General features: G+C 69.9%; 14 protein-coding genes. All 14 read right to left on the bottom strand.

Annotated features, from left to right (window positions below; genetic code table 11):
* Window position 1: 1 nt before the first annotated feature.
* On the bottom strand, window positions 2-1564 hold the full coding sequence (locus LNK82_RS08770; RefSeq protein ID WP_230566436.1) for an NADH-quinone oxidoreductase subunit M: 1563 nt from the start codon (window positions 1562-1564) through the stop codon (window positions 2-4).
* Window positions 1561-3495, bottom strand: coding sequence for an NADH-quinone oxidoreductase subunit L (gene nuoL, locus LNK82_RS08765; protein ID WP_372470440.1), 1935 nt, complete (start codon window positions 3493-3495; stop codon window positions 1561-1563). Before nuoL ends, LNK82_RS08770 begins: the two co-directional genes overlap by 4 nt.
* A 10-nt stretch (window positions 3496-3505) precedes the next feature.
* Window positions 3506-3805 (bottom strand): NADH-quinone oxidoreductase subunit NuoK, encoded by a 300-nt coding sequence (gene nuoK / locus LNK82_RS08760; RefSeq protein WP_053715303.1) that lies wholly within the window; start codon window positions 3803-3805, stop codon window positions 3506-3508.
* Window positions 3802-4644 carry an NADH-quinone oxidoreductase subunit J gene (locus LNK82_RS08755; protein WP_230566435.1) on the bottom strand — a complete coding sequence of 281 codons (843 nt, stop codon included), beginning with the start codon at window positions 4642-4644 and terminating at the stop codon, window positions 3802-3804. Before LNK82_RS08755 ends, nuoK begins: the two co-directional genes overlap by 4 nt.
* A complete protein-coding gene (nuoI, locus tag LNK82_RS08750; protein WP_230566434.1) occupies window positions 4641-5207 on the bottom strand; it encodes an NADH-quinone oxidoreductase subunit NuoI in 567 nt (188 codons plus the stop codon). Before nuoI ends, LNK82_RS08755 begins: the two co-directional genes overlap by 4 nt.
* Window positions 5194-6525: an NADH-quinone oxidoreductase subunit NuoH gene (gene nuoH / locus LNK82_RS08745; protein WP_230566433.1), complete on the bottom strand. Its 1332-nt coding sequence runs from the start codon at window positions 6523-6525 to the stop codon at window positions 5194-5196. The genes nuoI and nuoH overlap by 14 nt, the downstream gene beginning before the upstream one ends.
* Window positions 6522-9011 carry an NADH-quinone oxidoreductase subunit G gene (locus tag LNK82_RS08740; protein ID WP_230566432.1) on the bottom strand — a complete coding sequence of 830 codons (2490 nt, stop codon included), beginning with the start codon at window positions 9009-9011 and terminating at the stop codon, window positions 6522-6524. Before LNK82_RS08740 ends, nuoH begins: the two co-directional genes overlap by 4 nt.
* Entirely contained in the window at window positions 9008-10288 is a 1281-nt protein-coding gene (nuoF, locus tag LNK82_RS08735) for an NADH-quinone oxidoreductase subunit NuoF (RefSeq protein ID WP_230566431.1), read from the bottom strand. The genes LNK82_RS08740 and nuoF overlap by 4 nt, the downstream gene beginning before the upstream one ends.
* Before the next feature lie 14 nt (window positions 10289-10302).
* The gene (gene nuoE, locus LNK82_RS08730; protein WP_230566430.1) at window positions 10303-11025 is read right to left on the bottom strand and encodes an NADH-quinone oxidoreductase subunit NuoE; all 723 of its coding nucleotides are present in this window, start codon (window positions 11023-11025) and stop codon (window positions 10303-10305) included.
* On the bottom strand, window positions 11022-12425 hold the full coding sequence (locus LNK82_RS08725) for an NADH-quinone oxidoreductase subunit D (RefSeq protein ID WP_230566429.1): 1404 nt from the start codon (window positions 12423-12425) through the stop codon (window positions 11022-11024). The genes nuoE and LNK82_RS08725 overlap by 4 nt, the downstream gene beginning before the upstream one ends.
* Window positions 12422-13162 carry an NADH-quinone oxidoreductase subunit C gene (locus LNK82_RS08720; protein WP_230566428.1) on the bottom strand — a complete coding sequence of 247 codons (741 nt, stop codon included), beginning with the start codon at window positions 13160-13162 and terminating at the stop codon, window positions 12422-12424. Before LNK82_RS08720 ends, LNK82_RS08725 begins: the two co-directional genes overlap by 4 nt.
* A gap of 7 nt (window positions 13163-13169) precedes the next feature.
* Window positions 13170-13718 (bottom strand): NuoB/complex I 20 kDa subunit family protein, encoded by a 549-nt coding sequence (locus LNK82_RS08715; RefSeq protein ID WP_230566427.1) that lies wholly within the window; start codon window positions 13716-13718, stop codon window positions 13170-13172.
* Between the two features lie 11 nt (window positions 13719-13729).
* Window positions 13730-14095: an NADH-quinone oxidoreductase subunit A gene (locus LNK82_RS08710; RefSeq protein ID WP_053715312.1), complete on the bottom strand. Its 366-nt coding sequence runs from the start codon at window positions 14093-14095 to the stop codon at window positions 13730-13732.
* A gap of 345 nt (window positions 14096-14440) precedes the next feature.
* On the bottom strand, window positions 14441-15718 hold the full coding sequence (locus LNK82_RS08705; protein ID WP_230566425.1) for a geranylgeranyl reductase family protein: 1278 nt from the start codon (window positions 15716-15718) through the stop codon (window positions 14441-14443).
* Window positions 15719-15757: the final 39 nt, after the last annotated feature.

The following is a 15757-nucleotide window of genomic DNA, read 5'->3' as shown; positions in this document are numbered from 1 at the left end:
GTCACTTGCCTTCCTGCGCGACCGGGTCGGCCACCCCGACCTCGCTGAGCGTCGCCCCGACGGACGGGGTGATCACGTCCAACACCGGCTTCGGGTAGAAGCCGAGCACCAGGATCAGTGCCACCAGCGGCGCGAGCACGGCCAGTTCGCGCTTGTTCAGGTCCGGCACGGCGGCCTTCTCCGGGTCGACCGCCGCACCGGGGCCGCCGACCAGGTTGAGCATCGCGGTGCCGCGCACGGGGCCCTGGAAGACCCGCTGGTACAGCCACAGGACGTACAGCGCGGCCAGGACCATGCCGACGGCGGCCAGGATCGTGTAGACCGGCTCGTTCGGGTAGGAGCCGATGAGCACCAGGAACTCGCTCACGAACGAGTTGGTGCCCGGCAGCGCCAGCGACGACAGGCCCGCCACGAAGAACAGCCCGCCGAGCACCGGGGTCAGCTTGGCCATGCCGCCGTAGTCCTCGATCAGGCGCGAACCGCCGCGGGCCATCACCATGCCGACGACCAGGAAGAGCATGCCGGTCGAGATGCCGTGGTTGACCATGTAGAGCACCGCGCCCGTGCCGGCCTGCGAGCTGAACGCGAAGATGCCCAGCGCGATGAAGCCGAAGTGCGCGATCGAGGTGTAGGCCACGAACCGCTTCATGTCGGACTGGCCGACGGCGAGCAGCGAGCCGTACAGGATGCCGACCACGGCCAGGACCAGCACCACCGGCGCGAGTTCCTTGCTGGCCGCCGGGAACAGCGGCAGGCAGTAGCGCAGGAAGCCGAACGTGCCGATCTTGTCCAGGATGCCGACCAGCAGCACGCCCGCGCCGACGGGCGCCTCCGCACCGGCGTCGGGCAGCCAGGTGTGCAGCGGCACCAGCGGCGCCTTGATCGCGAACGCCACGAAGAACCCGAGGAACAGCCAGATCTGGGTGGACAGCGGCAGCTCGCGCGTCACCGTGACCAGCGTGGCCCAGTCGAACGTGCCCTGGCCGATCTTGTCCGCGCTGACCACGTACAGGCCGATCACCGAGGCCAGCATGATCAGGCCGCCGAGCAGCGAGTACAGGAAGAACTTCATCGCCGCGTACTGCCGGTTCGGCCCGCCGAAGCGGCCGATCAGGAAGTACATCGGGACGAGCACGGCCTCGAAGAACACGTAGAACACGAACACGTCGGTGGCCGCGAAGACACCGACCATGCCGGTCTGCATGGCCAGCAGCAGCGCGAAGAACCCGCCCGCGCTGCGGCCCTCGGGCAGCTTGTCCGCCCACGAGCCGCCGATGACGACCGGCACCAGGAACGCGATCAGCGCGATCATCACCAGCGCGATGCCGTCCACGCCGAACGACAGGTGCACGCCGAAGGCCGGGATCCACTCGGCCGAGCTGGTCAGCTGCAAGCGGTCGCCGCCCGGGTCGAACGCCGTCCACGCCAGCACCGCCAGGGCCAGCTCCACCAGCGAGAACGCCAGCGCGACCGACTTGGCCAACCGGTCGTTGCCCCGCAGGAACGCCACCACCAGGCTGCCGACGAGCGGCAGCAGGAGCAGCGCGATCAGCGTCCAGCTCACGAGAACCTCACCATCAGCAGCGCGCCCAGGACGAAGACCGCACCCAGGAGCATGGAGAGCGCGTACGAGCGCACGAACCCGGTCTGCATCCTGCGCAGCCGGCCCGAGCTACCGCCCAGCAGCGCCGCCGACCCGTTGACCAGGCCGTCGACGCCCTTGTTGTCCACGAACACCAGCGCGCGGGTGAGCCAGGTGCCCGGCCGCGCGAACAGCGCCTCGTTCAGCGCGTTGCCGTACAGGTCGGCACGCGCGGCGCGGACCGGGAAGGACACCCGCGCCGGCCGTTCGACGGGCTGCGCGCCGCGACCGAACAGCAGGAAACCGAGCAGCACGCCCAGCGCCGACAGGCCGAGCACCAGGAGGTTCACCACGCCGTGCGAGAGCACGCCGTGCTGCTCCTGCAGCTCGCCCAACGACGGCGTGAGCCAGCCGGACAGGTTGTGGTTCGACTCGAAGAACCAGCCCGCGCCGACCGAGCCGACCGCCAGCAGGATCATCGGCACCGTCATCGACAGGCCGGACTCGTGCGGGTGGTACTCGCGGCCGTCGGCCGACTTCAGCTCGGTGTAGCGGGGCTTGCCCAGGAACACCAGGCACAGCAGGCGGGTCATGTAGAACGCGGTGATGCCCGCGCCCAGCGCGGCCACGCCGCCGAACACCCAGCCGCGCCAGCCCGGCTCGCTGAACGCCGCCGCGATGATGGCGTCCTTGGAGAAGTAGCCGGACAGGAACGGGAAGCCGATCAGCGCCAGGTAGCCCAACGTCCAGGTGACGAAGGTGATCGGCATCTTCTTCGCCAGGCCGCCCATCCGCCGGATGTCGCCCTCGTCGTTCATGCCGTGCATGACCGAGCCGGCGCCGAGGAACAGGCCCGCCTTGAAGAAGCCGTGCGTGAGCAGGTGCATGATGCCCAGCGCGTAGCCGACCGGACCGAGGCCGACGGCCAGGATCATGTAGCCGATCTGGCTGACCGTCGAGTAGGCCAGCACCTTCTTGAAGTCGTCGTACGCGCAGCCGATGATGCAGCCGATCAGCAGCGTGACGCCGCCGATGATCATCACGACCAGGCGGCCGTCGGCCGACAGGTTGTAGATCGGGTTCGACCGGGCGATCAGGTAGACGCCCGCGGTGACCATCGTGGCCGCGTGGATCAGGGCGGAGACCGGAGTCGGGCCCGCCATCGCGTCCGGCAACCACGCCTGGAGCGGGAACTGGCCCGACTTGCCGCACGCGCCGAGCAGCAGCAGCAACGTGATCGCCAGCACCTCGGCCGAGGAGAACTCTCCGACGCGGGCGAACACCTCGGTGTACTGGGTCGTGCCCAGCGTCTTGAACATGAGGAAGATGGCGATCGCCAGACCCAGGTCGCCGACCCGGTTCATCAGGAACGCCTTCTTCGCGGCCGACGCCGCCTCCGGCTTGTGCTGGTACCAGCCGATGAGCAGGTACGACGCGAGGCCGACGCCCTCCCAGCCGAAGTACAGCGTCACGAAGCCGTTGCCGAGCACCAGCAGCAGCATCGCGGCGACGAAGAGGTTCAGGTAGCCGAAGAACTTCCGCCGCCCGGCCTCGTGCGCCATGTAGCCGATCGAGTAGATGTGGATCAGCGACCCGACACCGGTGATCAGCAGCACGAACGTCAGCGACAGCGGGTCGAGGCGGAGCCCGAACTCCACGTTCAGCGCCTCGACCGGGATCCAGTCGAACAGGTGCACCTCGGTGGTGCGCTGCTCGGGCGACAGCGCGACCGTGTCGAAGAACAGCGCGACCCCGTACGCGAACGCGGCGATCACGGTGGCGCAGCCCAGCAGGTGACCCCACTTGTCGGTGCGCTTGCCACCCACGAGCAACACGAGCGCGCCGAAGGCCGGCAGGGCTAGCAACAACCAGGCGAGACTGCCGATCCCGCTGGCGGCAACAGGTTCCGTCACCGTGGACCTCTCAGTACTTCAGCAGGTTGGAATCGTCGACCGAGGCCGAGCGACGCGTCTTGAAGATCGCCATGATGATCGTCAGACCGACCACGACCTCGGCCGCGGCGACGACCATCACGAAGAACGCCATCACCTGGCCGTCCAGCCCGCCGTTGATCCGGGCGAACGTGACCAGGCTGAGGTTCACCGCGTTGAGCATCAGCTCGACGCACATGAACACCACGATGGCGTTGCGCCGCACCAGAACGCCGACCGCGCCGAGGCTGAACAGCAGCGCGGACAGCAGCAGGTAGTACGTAGGGGTCACGACGACTCTCCCTTGAGCGCGTGCGCGTCGGGCTCGTGCCCGCTGCCGGACACCTCCGCGACGTCGTCCTCGAGAGTTTCCTTGGCGGTCGTCTCGATCAGCTCGGACAGGGACTCGGCGGCGACCGAGCCGTCCGGCAGCAGGGCGGGCGTGGCCACCGAGTTGGCGGTGGCGAACACGCCGGGTCCGGGCAGCGAGCCGGGGCGGTCGCCGCGGAAGCGCTCCTCGACCAGCTGCTTCTGGGTCTTCTTGGCGTCCTTGCCGGTGCGCGAGGTGAACGCGAGCACCATCGCGCCGACCGCCGCGGTGATCAGCAGCGCCGACGTCAGCTCGAACGGGAACAGGTAGTCGGTGAACAGCGCCTCGCCGATGTTGGCGACGTTGCCGCCGTTCTGCGTGTTCTGCGCGGCCAGGCCGACCGGCTCGACGTCGGTCAGCGCGCGGGCGACCGAGGCGACCACGATGCCGGCGAAGCCGACGCCGATGACCGCCGCGGCGAGCCGCTGGCCGCGCAGCACCTCGACCACCGAGTCGGAGCTGTCCCGGCCGACCAGCATCAGCACGAACAGGAACAGCATCATGATCGCGCCGGTGTAGACGATGATCTGCACGAAGCCGAGGAACGGCGCCTGCTGGACCATGTAGAGCACGCCGAGGCTGAGCATGGTGAGCACGAGCCACAGCGCGGAGTGCACCGCGTTGCGCGCGAAGAGCATGCCCAGCGCGCCGGCGAGGGCCAGCGGGCCGAGGATCCAGAACGCGACCGCCTCGCCGGTGGTGACGGTGTCGACCACCCGCTGCACCTCGTCGGGCTGCTGGAGCAGGAACGAGAGGCTCACTTGCCCGCCTCCTCGGGCCCGGTCTCCACGGTCGCGCCGGCGGGCACGCCCGCCTCGCGAGCCAGCTTCGGCCCGTTCACGTAGTAGTCCTGCTCGTTCTCGCCCAGCCGCATGGGGTGCGGCGGCTGCTCCATGCCGGCCAGCAGGGGCGCGAGCAGGTCCTCCTTGGTGAAGATCAGCTTCTGGCGGTCGTCGTCGGCCAGCTCGTAGGCGTTGGTCATGGTGAGCGAGCGGGTCGGGCACGCCTCGATGCACAGGCCGCAGCCGATGCACCGCAGGTAGTTGATCTGGTAGTCCTTGCCGTAGCGCTCACCGGGCGAGTAGCGCTCGTCCTCGGTGTTGTCGCCGCCCTCGACGAAGATCGCGTCCGCCGGGCACGCCCACGCGCACAGCTCGCAGCCGACGCACTTCTCCAGCCCGTCCGGGTGCCGGTTGAGCTGGTGGCGGCCGTGGAACCGCGGCGCGGTGACCTTCTTGACCTCGGGGTACTCCTCGGTGACGACCTTCTTGAACATCGTGCCGAAGGTGACGCCGAAGCCCTTGACGGGATCAAACACGCCCATCGCTGGCCTCCTTGTGTGAAGCTGCGGGTACCGCGGCCGGTTCCTGCGTCTGGTTCTCGGCGCCGGGCAGTTCGGCCACCCGCACCTGCCTGCGCGGCGGTGGCTTGGGGACCTTCAGGTCCAGCGGCGGCACCGGGTAGCCGCCACCGGTGACCGGCACGGCGTCGGGGTCGTGCGGTTCCCGCTTGTCGGGCAGCAGGAACGCGATCAGCAGCACCACCGCGAGGAACCCGCCGATCACGATCAGCGCCGTGCTGGTGTCCAGGCCGCTGTTGGCCTCCCACTCCTGGCGCAGGTAGCGGGCGACCGCCACGGCGACGAACCAGACCAGCGCGATCGGGACCAGGAACTTCCAGCCCAGCCGCATGAACTGGTCGTAGCGCAGGCGGGGCAGCGTGCCGCGCAGCCAGATGAACAGGAACAGGAAGCCGAGCGTCTTGACCACGAACCAGAGCAGGCCGAACCAGCCGCTGTTGAGCACGTGGTCGTCGCCGACGAACGGGAAGCGCCAGCCGCCCAGGAACAACGTCGTGGCCAGCGCCGAGACGGTGACCATGTTGACGTACTCGGCGAGGAAGAACAGCGCGAACTTCAGCGAGCTGTACTCGGTGTGGAAGCCGCCGACCAGCTCCGACTCGGCCTCGGGGAGGTCGAACGGCGCGCGGTTGGTCTCGCCGACCATCGAGCAGACGTAGATGAGGAAGCTGACCGGCAGCAGGTAGAAGTACCAGCCGCTGCTCTGCGCGTCGACGATGTCGGCGGTGGACAGCGAGTGCGAGTGCATGACGACCGCGACGATCGACAGGCCCATCGCGATCTCGTAGGAGATCACCTGCGCGGCCGAGCGCAGCGCACCCAGCAGCGGGTACGGCGAGCCGGACGCCCAGCCCGACAGCACGATGCCGTAGACGCCGAGCGAGGAGCAGGCCAGCACGACCAGCACGCCGACCGGCAGGTCGACCAGCTGCAGCGCGGTCCGCTCGCCGAAGATCGAGACCTCGCCGCCGAGCGGGATGACCGAGAAGGCGACGAACGCGGGGATCGTGGAGATCACCGGCGCCAGGAAGAACACCCACTTGTCCGCCAGGACGGGGCGGATGTCCTCCTTGAACGCGAGCTTCAGGCCGTCGGCGAGCGACTGGAGCCAGCCGCCGGGGCCGACCCGGTTCGGGCCGGGACGCTGCTGCATCCGGGCCACGACCTTGCGCTCCCAGTTGATCATGAACAGGGTCATGACCACCAGGAACGCGAAGATGCCGACGACCTTGACGACGATCAGCCAGAGCGGGTCGTCGGCCAGGAGTTCAGCGCTGCTCATGCCTTGCCTCCAGCGGGCGACGTGATCTTCTCAGCGGAGCCCGTGACAAGTGGGGAGACGGCCACCACTGACCCGTGGCCGGCGACGAGGTTGCGCCGCACCGTGGCCGTGCCGGAGTTGCCGGGCAGCCACACGACGCCGTCGGGCAGGTCGGCCGCCTCGACCGGCAGCACCACCTCGCCACGATCGGTGGCGACGGTGATCTCGCCGCCGAGTTCGACACCCAGGTGGGCGGCGGTGGCGGCGGACAGCTTGGCCACCACCGGGCGCGCGGTGCCCGCCAGGTTCGGCTCGTCGTCCTGCAACGACCCGTTGTCCAGGAGCCTGCGCCAGGTCGCGAGCACGGCCTGGCCGGCCTTGGGCTGCGCCAGCAGCGGCGCGGGCACGGTCGGCGCGGACGCCGTCACCGCGGCGGAGCCCAGTCTCGCCAGGTCGGCCGCCGCGGCGGCCGGGGTCTGGGTGAACAGGTCCGCGTCCATCTCCACGGCGAGCGTGTCGAGCACCCGGCCGTCCGGCAGCGCGCCGGTGCCCTCGATCGTGGTGCCGAAGGGGCGCGGGCGGCCTTCCCAGTTCAGGTAGCTGCCCGCCTTCTCCACCGCGGGCGCGACCGGGAGCACCACGTCGGCGTGCGCGGTGACCGCGCTGTGCCGCAGCTCCAGGCTGACCACGAAACCGGCGAAGTCCAGCGCGCGCTCGGCCAGCGCCGGGTCCGGCAGGTCGAACGGGTCGACACCGCCGACGACCAGCGCGTCCAGCCCACCGCTCGCGGCGGCGGTCAGGATGCCCGTGGTGTCGCGACCGGCCTCGGCGGGCAGCGCGCCGGGCTCCAGGCCCCACGCCTGCTCGACCTCGGCCCGGGCCGAGGCGTCACCGACCAGGCGACCGCCCGGCAGCAACGTCGGCAGCAGGCCGGCCTCCAGCGCACCGCGCTCGCCGGCGCGGCGCGGGATCCAGGCGATCTTCGCCCCGGTCCGCTCGGCCAGCGCGGCGACCGCGGAGAACAGGCCCGGCACCTCGGCGGCGCGTTCGCCGACCAGGATCACCGAGCCCGGCTTCGCCAGCTCCTCGACCACGTCGGCGGCGTGCTCGGGCAGCGCGTTCACCGCGGCGGGCTCGCCGCCGGGCACGCACGCGAGCAGCACGCCGTTCGTCTTCTCCACCGCGGGCGTCGTGAACTGGCCCAGGTGGTAGACCTTCGTCCGGTTCTTGCGGGCCGCCTTGCGCAGCCGCAGGAACACGATCGGCGACTCCTCCTCCGGCTCGAACGCGACCAGCAGCGCGGCCGGCGCGGACTCGATGCCCGCGTAGGTGACGCCGCCGTTGTCGGGGTTCGCGCCGAGGACCGCGCCGGTCAGGAACTCCAGCTCCTCGGCCGAGTGGGCGCGGGCGCGGAAGTCGACGTCGTTGGTGCGCAACGCGATCCGGGCGAACTTCGAGTACGCGTAGGCGTCCTCGACGGTGAGGCGACCGCCGGCGAGCACGCCGACGCCCTTGCCGTCGCGCGCCTTCGCCAGGCCCTCGGCGGCGTACTGCAGCGCCTCGGTCCAGGACGACTCGCGCAGCTCGCCGCTGGCCTTGTCGCGCACCAGCGGGCGGCGGATCCGGTCACCGGCGGTGGCGTAGGTGAACGCGAAGCGGCCCTTGTCGCAGGTCCACTCCTCGTTGACCTCGGGCGCGTCGCCCGCCAGCCGGCGCTGCACCTTGCCGCGCCGCCAGTCGGTGCGCGTCGAGCAGCCCGACGAGCAGTGCTCGCACACACCGGGCGTCGACATCAGGTCGAACGGCCGGGCGCGGAACCGGTAGGCGGCGCTGGTCAGGGCGCCGACCGGGCAGATCTGGATGGTGTTGCCGGAGAAGTAGCTCTGGAACGGCTTCTCCGCCGCGACGCCGATCTGCTGCTGCGAACCGCGCTCCAGCAGCTCGATGAACGGGTCGCCGGCGATCTGCGCGGAGAACCGGGTGCAGCGCTGGCACAGCACGCACCGCTCGCGGTCGAGCAGGACCTGCGTCGAGATCGGGATCGGCTTCGGGAACGTCCGCTTGTGCTCGTGGAACCGCGAGTCCGCGCGGCCGTGCGCCAGCGCCTGGTTCTGCAACGGGCACTCGCCGCCCTTGTCGCAGATCGGGCAGTCCAGCGGGTGGTTGATGAGCAGCAGCTCCATCACGCCCTGCTGCGCCTTGTCCGCCACCGGCGAGGACAGCTGGGTCTTGACCACCATGCCGTCGGCGACCGTCATGGTGCAGGAGGCCTGCGGCTTCGGCATCGGCCGGCCGCCCATCTCCACCTCGACCAGGCACTGCCGGCAGGCGCCCGCGGGCTCCAGCAGCGGGTGGTCGCAGAACCTCGGGATCACGGTGCCGAGCCGCTCCGCGGTGCGGATCAGCAGCTCGCCCTTGGGCGCGACGACCTCCACGCCGTCGATCACGAGCTTCACGTGGCCCTCGGGGACCACCAGCTCGGCTTTCTGCTCAGGCGCGATCGTCATGCGGTTGCTCCCGCCAGGACCTGTGAGTTCTGGTCGCACAAGGCCAGGAACTCGTGCTTGAAGTACTTGATGCCGCTGGTGATCGGGCTGACCGCGCCGTCGCCGAGCGCGCAGAACGAGCGGCCCAGGATGTTGTCGCAGACGTCCAGCAGCGTGTCGATGTCACTGGCCGTGCCCTCGCCGCGCACCATCCGCTGGAGGATCTGCACGAGCCAGTAGGTGCCCTCGCGGCACGGCGTGCACTTGCCGCACGACTCGTGCTTGTAGAACTCGGTCCACTTCATGACCGCCCACGGCACGGACACCGTCTCGTTGAAGATCTGCAACGCGGTGGTGCCCAGCATCGAACCGGCCTCGGCCGCGCCCTCGAAGTCGAGCGGCACGTCCAGGTGCTCGGCGGTGAACAGCGGGGTGGACGAGCCGCCCGGCGTCCAGAACTTCAGCGGGATGCCGTCCTTCATGCCGCCCGCCAGGTCGAGCAGCTCGCGCAGCGTGACGCCCATCGGGGCCTCGTACTGCCCGGGGCGCTCCACGTGGCCGGACAGGGAGAAGATCTTCGGGCCCGGCGAGCGCTCGCGGCCCATGGTGCGGAACCAGTCCGCGCCGCCGTTGACGATGTAGGGCACGCTGGCGATCGTCTCGACGTTGTTCACCACGGTCGGCGAGGCGTACAGGCCGGCGGTCGCCGGGAACGGCGGCTTGAGCCGCGGCTGGCCGCGCTTGCCCTCCAGCGAGTCCAGCAGCGCCGTCTCCTCGCCGCAGATGTAGGCGCCCGCGCCCGCGTGCACGACCACGTCGAGGTCGAAGCCCGAGCCGAGGATGTCCTTGCCCAGGTAGCCCGCCTCGTACGCCTCGCGCACGGCCGCGTGCAGCCGGCGGATCACGTGCAGCACCTCGCCGCGCACGTAGATCGCGGCGAAGTTCGCCCGGATCGCGTACGAGGTGATGATGATGCCCTCGATCAGCGAGTGCGGGTCCGCCATCATCAGCGGGATGTCCTTGCAGGTGCCCGGCTCGCCCTCGTCGGCGTTGATGACGAGGTAGTGCGGCTTGCCGTCGCCCTGCGGGATGAAGCCCCACTTCATGCCGGTCGGGAAGCCCGCGCCGCCGCGACCGCGCAGCCCGGAGTCCTTGCACTGCTGGATGAGCTGGTCGGGGTGGGCCTTGAGCGCCTTGCGCAGCGCCGTGTAGCCCTCCAACTGCTCGTAGGTCTTCAGCGTCCACGAGCGCGGCGACAGCCAGCGCTTCGTCAGGACGGGAGTCAGGTTGTCGACCACGTCAGCTCCCCTACCTACTTCTTCTCCGGCAGCGGCGGGAACTCCGCGTTGTCCGGCATGGCCGGCGCGGTCCAGCCGCGCTCCGCGGCGATCTTGGCCCCGCGCACCGTCTCCGGCGCGGCCGACGGGCCGTCCAGGTCCGCGTCACGACCCTCGAAGAACCCGGCCAGCTGCAACTCGGCCTGGCGGAAGTCGGTCAGCGGCGCGCCCCGCGTCGGGTGGGGCTTGTCCCCCGCCTGCAAGGACTTCACCAGCTCCAGCGCGCCGTCGGGCGTCTGGTTGTCGAAGTACTCGTAGTTGACCTGGAGCACGGGGCCGAGGTCGCAGGCCGCCAGGCACTCGGCGTGCTCCAGCGTGATCGAGCCCGGCGCGCCCGGCTCGCCCGCGGTCTCCTCGTGGCCGACGTCCAGGTGGTCCTTGAGCTTGGCGTAGATCGCGTCACCGCCGAGCGCGGCGCACAGCGTGTTCGTGCAGACGCTCACCAGGTGCTCGCCGCACGGGCGGCGCTTGTACATGGTGTAGAACGTCGCGACCGCGCTGACCTCGGCGTTGGTGAGGTCGAGCTGGTCGGCGCAGAACGCGATGCCTGCCTGGCTGACGTACCCCTCGACCGACTGCACCAGGTGCAGCATCGGCAGCAGCGCCGACCGCGGCTGCGGGTAGCGCGCGATGATCGCCCTCGCCTTGTCCACGATGGACTGGTCGAAGAGGTCGGTGGGTTCCTGCGTCTGCGTCATCGGTCACAACCACCCATCACCGGGTCGATAGAGGCCACCGAGGCGATGACGTCGGCGACCATGCCGCCCTCGCACATCGCGGGCATCGACTGGAGGTTCACGAAGCTGGGTTCGCGCACGTGCACGCGCATCGGCCGGGTGCCGCCGTCGGAGACCACGTGGTAGCCGAGCTCGCCGCGCGGCGACTCGATCGGCACGTACACCTGGCCCGCCGGCACCGCGAAGCCCTCGGTCACCAGCTTGAAGTGGTGGATCAGGGACTCCATGGACTGGCCCATGATCTTGCGGACGTGCTCGAGCGAGTTGCCCATGCCGTCCGCGCCGATGGTCAGCTGCGCGGGCCACGCGACCTTGGCGTCGGCCACCATGACCGGGCCGGGCGTCAGGTTGTCGACGGCCTGCCGGACGATCTTGAGCGACTGGTGCATCTCCTCCAGCCGCAGCAGGTAGCGGGCGTAGGAGTCGGCGGCGTTGGACGTGGGCACGTCGAACTCGTAGTTCTCGTAACCGCTGTAGGGCTCGACCTTGCGCAGGTCCCACGGCAGGCCCGCGGAGCGCAGGATCGGGCCGGTGATGCCCAGCGCGAGGCACGCGTCCACGGGCAGGTAGCCCACGCCCGCGAGGCGGTTGCGCCAGATCGGCTGGCCCGACAGCAGCTTGTCGTAGTCCGGCAGCCGGGAGTCCATCACCTTGATGAAGTCCTTGATCTTCTGCTCGGCGCCGTCCGGCAGGTCCTGCGCCAGGCCGCCGGGCCGGATGAACGCGTGGTTCATCCGCAGGCCCGTGAGGAACTCCAGCAGGTGCAGGACCTCTTCGCGCTCGCGGAAGCCCGCGGTCATGCCGGTCAGCGCGCCGAGCTCCATGCCGCCGGTGGCCAGCGCCACCAGGTGCGAGCTGATCCGGTTGAGCTCCATGAGCAGCACGCGGATCGTCTGCGCCCGCTGCGGCACGGTGATGCCGAGCAGCTTCTCGACCGACATGCAGTACGCGGCCTCGTTGTGCAGCGGGGCCAGGTAGTCCATGCGCGTCACGAACGTGACGCCCTGGGTCCAGTTGCGGTACTCGACGTTCTTCTCGATGCCGGTGTGCAGGTAGCCGATGACGCTGCGGGCCTGGGTGACGGTCTCGCCCTCCAGCTCCAGCACCAGGCGCAGCACGCCGTGCGTGGAGGGGTGCTGCGGGCCCAGGTTCATGACGATGCGCTCGTCACCCGCGGCCTCGGCCAGCACCTCGTCCCAGTCGCCGCCGGTCACCGTGTAGACGGTGCCCTCGGTCGTCTGGCGCGAGCCCGCGTACGCGTCGGTGTCCGGCGTGGTGCGGCCGGCGTCGTGGGCTTCGCTGTCACGGCCGGTGGCGCTCGTGTCCGTGCCGGTCGTCACGTCGGAAAGTCGCTCGGTCATGAGTAGGACCGCCTCTGGTCTGGCGGGGGGATCTCCGCGCCCTTGTACTCCACCGGGATGCCGCCGAGCGGGTAGTCCTTGCGCTGCGGGTGGCCGTCCCAGTCGTCCGGCATGAGGATCCGGGTCAGCCCCGGGTGGCCGTCGTAGACGATGCCGAACATGTCCCAGGCCTCGCGCTCCTGCCAGTCCGCGGTCGGGTAGACCGAGACCACGCTGGGGATGTGCGCGTCGTCCACGTCGACCGCGACCTCCAGCCGGATGCGCCGGCGGTAGGTCATCGACGTCAGGTGGTAGACCGAGTGCAGCCGCTGCGGCGCGTCGACGCCGTAGTCGACACCGGACACCGAGCTGCACAGCTCGAACCGCAGCGCCGGGTCGTCGCGCAGGATGCGCGCCACGTCGACGAGGTTCTCGCGGCGCAGGAAGAAGGTGATCTCGCCGCGGTCGACGGTGATCTGCTGGACCGTGTCGGCGGGCAGGCCCTTCTCCCGGATGGCGGCCAGCAGCTCGTCGGCGACCTCGTCGAACCAGCCGCCGTAGGGCCGCTCGGACGGCGCGGCGACGTGGGCGGGCAGCCGCAGGCCGCCGAAGCCGGAGGTGTCGCCGGTGCCGGAGATGCCGAACATCCCCTTGCGGGCCTTGCCCGCCACGATCGGCGCCTTCTCCTCGGTGCCGGCGGGCTCGACGCCCTCCACGGCGCGCTCGGCGCTGGAACCAATGTCCCCTGGCTCGGTCATCGGGTGCTCACTTCTTCGCAAAGCGCTCGGAGGACGGGATCAGGGCCGTCTGGTGGCCGGACTCGGCCAGCAGCGCGGCCCGGTTCGCCCCGAGCGGCTCGTCCATGATCTTCGCGTGGATCTTGAGGATCGCGTCGATCAGCATCTCCGGCCGCGGCGGGCAGCCGGGCAGGTACATGTCGACCGGCACGACGTGGTCCACGCCCTGCACGACCGCGTAGTTGTTGAACATGCCACCGCTGGAGGCGCACACGCCCATGGCGAGCACCCAGCGCGGCTCGGGCATCTGGTCGTAGATCTGCCGCAGCACCGGCGCCATCTTGTTGGTCACCCGGCCCGCGACGATCATCAGGTCGGCCTGGCGCGGCGAGGCGCGGAAGACCTCCATGCCGAACCGGGCGAGGTCGTAGCGCGGACCGCCGGTCGTCATCATCTCGATCGCGCAGCACGCCAGGCCGAAGGTGGCGGGCCACAGCGAGGACTTGCGGGTCCAGTTGACCAGCTTCTCCACGCTGGCGAGCAGGATGCCGTTCGGGAGCTTCTCTTCGAGACCCACTGGTTTCCCCCTCAGTTCCAGTCGAGGCCGCCGCGACGCCACACGTAGGCGTACGCGAAGCCGACCGTCGCGACGAACAGGGCGATCTCCACCAGGCCGAACAGGCCGAGCCGGTCCGCGGAGACCGCGAAGGGGTAGAGGAACACCATTTCGATGTCGAACAGGATGAACAGCATCGCCGTGAGGTAGTAGGCGACCGGCATGCGGCCACCGCCCACCACGGGTTGCGGCGACGGCTCGATGCCGCACTCGTAGGCGTCGAGCTTCGCGCGGTTGTAGCGGCGGGGACCGATGTACGGCGCGGCCGTCACCGAGAACAGCGCGAAGGCCCCGGCGAGGACGAACATCAATACGAGGGGGAGGTAAGGGTCCAGCACTCTCCGTCGTCCTTTCCTCGCGTCGCGGTGGTGGTGCACCGCCGACCGTTGCGCACCCTAAAGGGTGTTCTTGCGGCCTCCGGAGGTTAGGCGTGCCTAACAATCCGCAGGTCGCTTGTGAAACACTTCACAAGGCATCTCAGCCGGTTGTGAACTGATTCACAAGACCTGAGGGTCAGTGTAGAACGTCACACAGAGGCGTGACGGGCACCCCCGTCATAGGCCCTGACCTGCACTTTCACGGTGCAGATCAACAGTTGGACGACCCGTCCGTGAACGGGAGCACACCGAAAACGAAACAGCGCCGACTCTCAAGTCGGCGCTGCGTCGGTTAGCGGAGGCTCGTTAGGCCGTTGGGGCGAGTTTCGTGGCGGCGGTGATGATGCGGTCGAACGAGTCGCCGTCCTTGGGGTCGTAAAGGCCCGCGAGCAGCTTCAGGACCAGCTTCATCAGGGTCTTGCGCGGCAGCCCGTACTTGGTGGCGGTGCGCATGACCGCGGGGTTCCCGATGAGCTTGCTGAAGACGTTGCCGAGCCGGTAGTAGCTGCCCAGGGCCTGTTCGATGCGCACCGGGTAGCCGTGCAGCGCGCGTTCGCGGCTCGCGCCCTGGCGGGCCAGCGCCTGCACCACGGTCTCGGCCGCGATCCGGGCCGACTCCATGGCGTAGCCGATGCCCTCGCCGTTGAACGGGTTGACCATGCCGCCGGCGTCGCCGACGAGCAGCAGGCCGTCGCGGTAGTGGGGCTTGCGGTTGAGCCCCATCGGCAGGGCCGCGCCGCCGATCTTGCCGGTGGCGTTCTCCTCGCGGAAACCCCACTCCTCGGGGGTGCCGTCGAGCCAGTTCTTGAGCAGCGCGCGGTAGTCCGTGGTGCCGTAGGCCTTGGACGTGCTGAGGATGCCGAGGCCGACGTTCACGGTGCCGTCGCCCATGCCGAAGATCCAGCCGTAGCCGGGCAGGAGGACGTCGTTGGCGCGGTCCCACAGCTCCAGGTGCGACTCCAGGTAGTCGTCCTTGGTGCGGGGGCTGGCGTAGTAGCGGCGGACCGCGACGCCCATCGGCTTGGCGTCGTCCTTCTGGATGCCGACGCTGAGGGCGAGGCGGGCGCTGACGCCGTCGCAGGCCAGGACGAGGGGGGCGCGGTAGGTGACCGGGGTCTTGTCCGGGCCCTGCTTGGCCTCGACGCCGACGACCCGGCCGTGCTCCACGAGCGCGCCGGTGACGGTGGTCTGCTGGTGCATCCGGGCGCCCGCGGCGACCGCCGTCTGCGCCAGCATCTCGTCGAAGTCCTGCCGGGGCCGGACCAGGCCGTAGGGCGGGAACGTGGCCAGCTCTGGCCAGTCGAGCTCCAGCGTGACGCCGCCGCCGACCACGCGCAGGCCGCGGTTGTGCAGCCAGCCGGCTTCCTCGCGGGTGTCGATGCCCAGGTCGATCAGCTGCTTGACCCCGCGCGGGGTCAGGCCGTCACCGCACACCTTCTCGCGGGGGAAGGTGCTCTTCTCCAGCAGCACCACGTCCAGGCCCGCGCGTGCCAGGTAGGTGGCCGCGGTGGAGCCCGCGGGCCCCGCCCCGACCACGATCACCTCGGCGTCCTCGCCTGCCTTGCGGCGGCTGGGAGTCGTCATCCCCGCTCCTTGTGCCCGTGTTCACAAAGTCCAGGGCGA

The organism is Saccharothrix luteola (genome assembly GCF_020859565.1).
GTDB classification, from domain to species: Bacteria; Actinomycetota; Actinomycetes; order Mycobacteriales; family Pseudonocardiaceae; genus Actinosynnema; species Actinosynnema luteola.
Note: the sequence above shows the minus strand (reverse complement) of the source record. Positions and strands in the feature narration are given on the sequence as shown.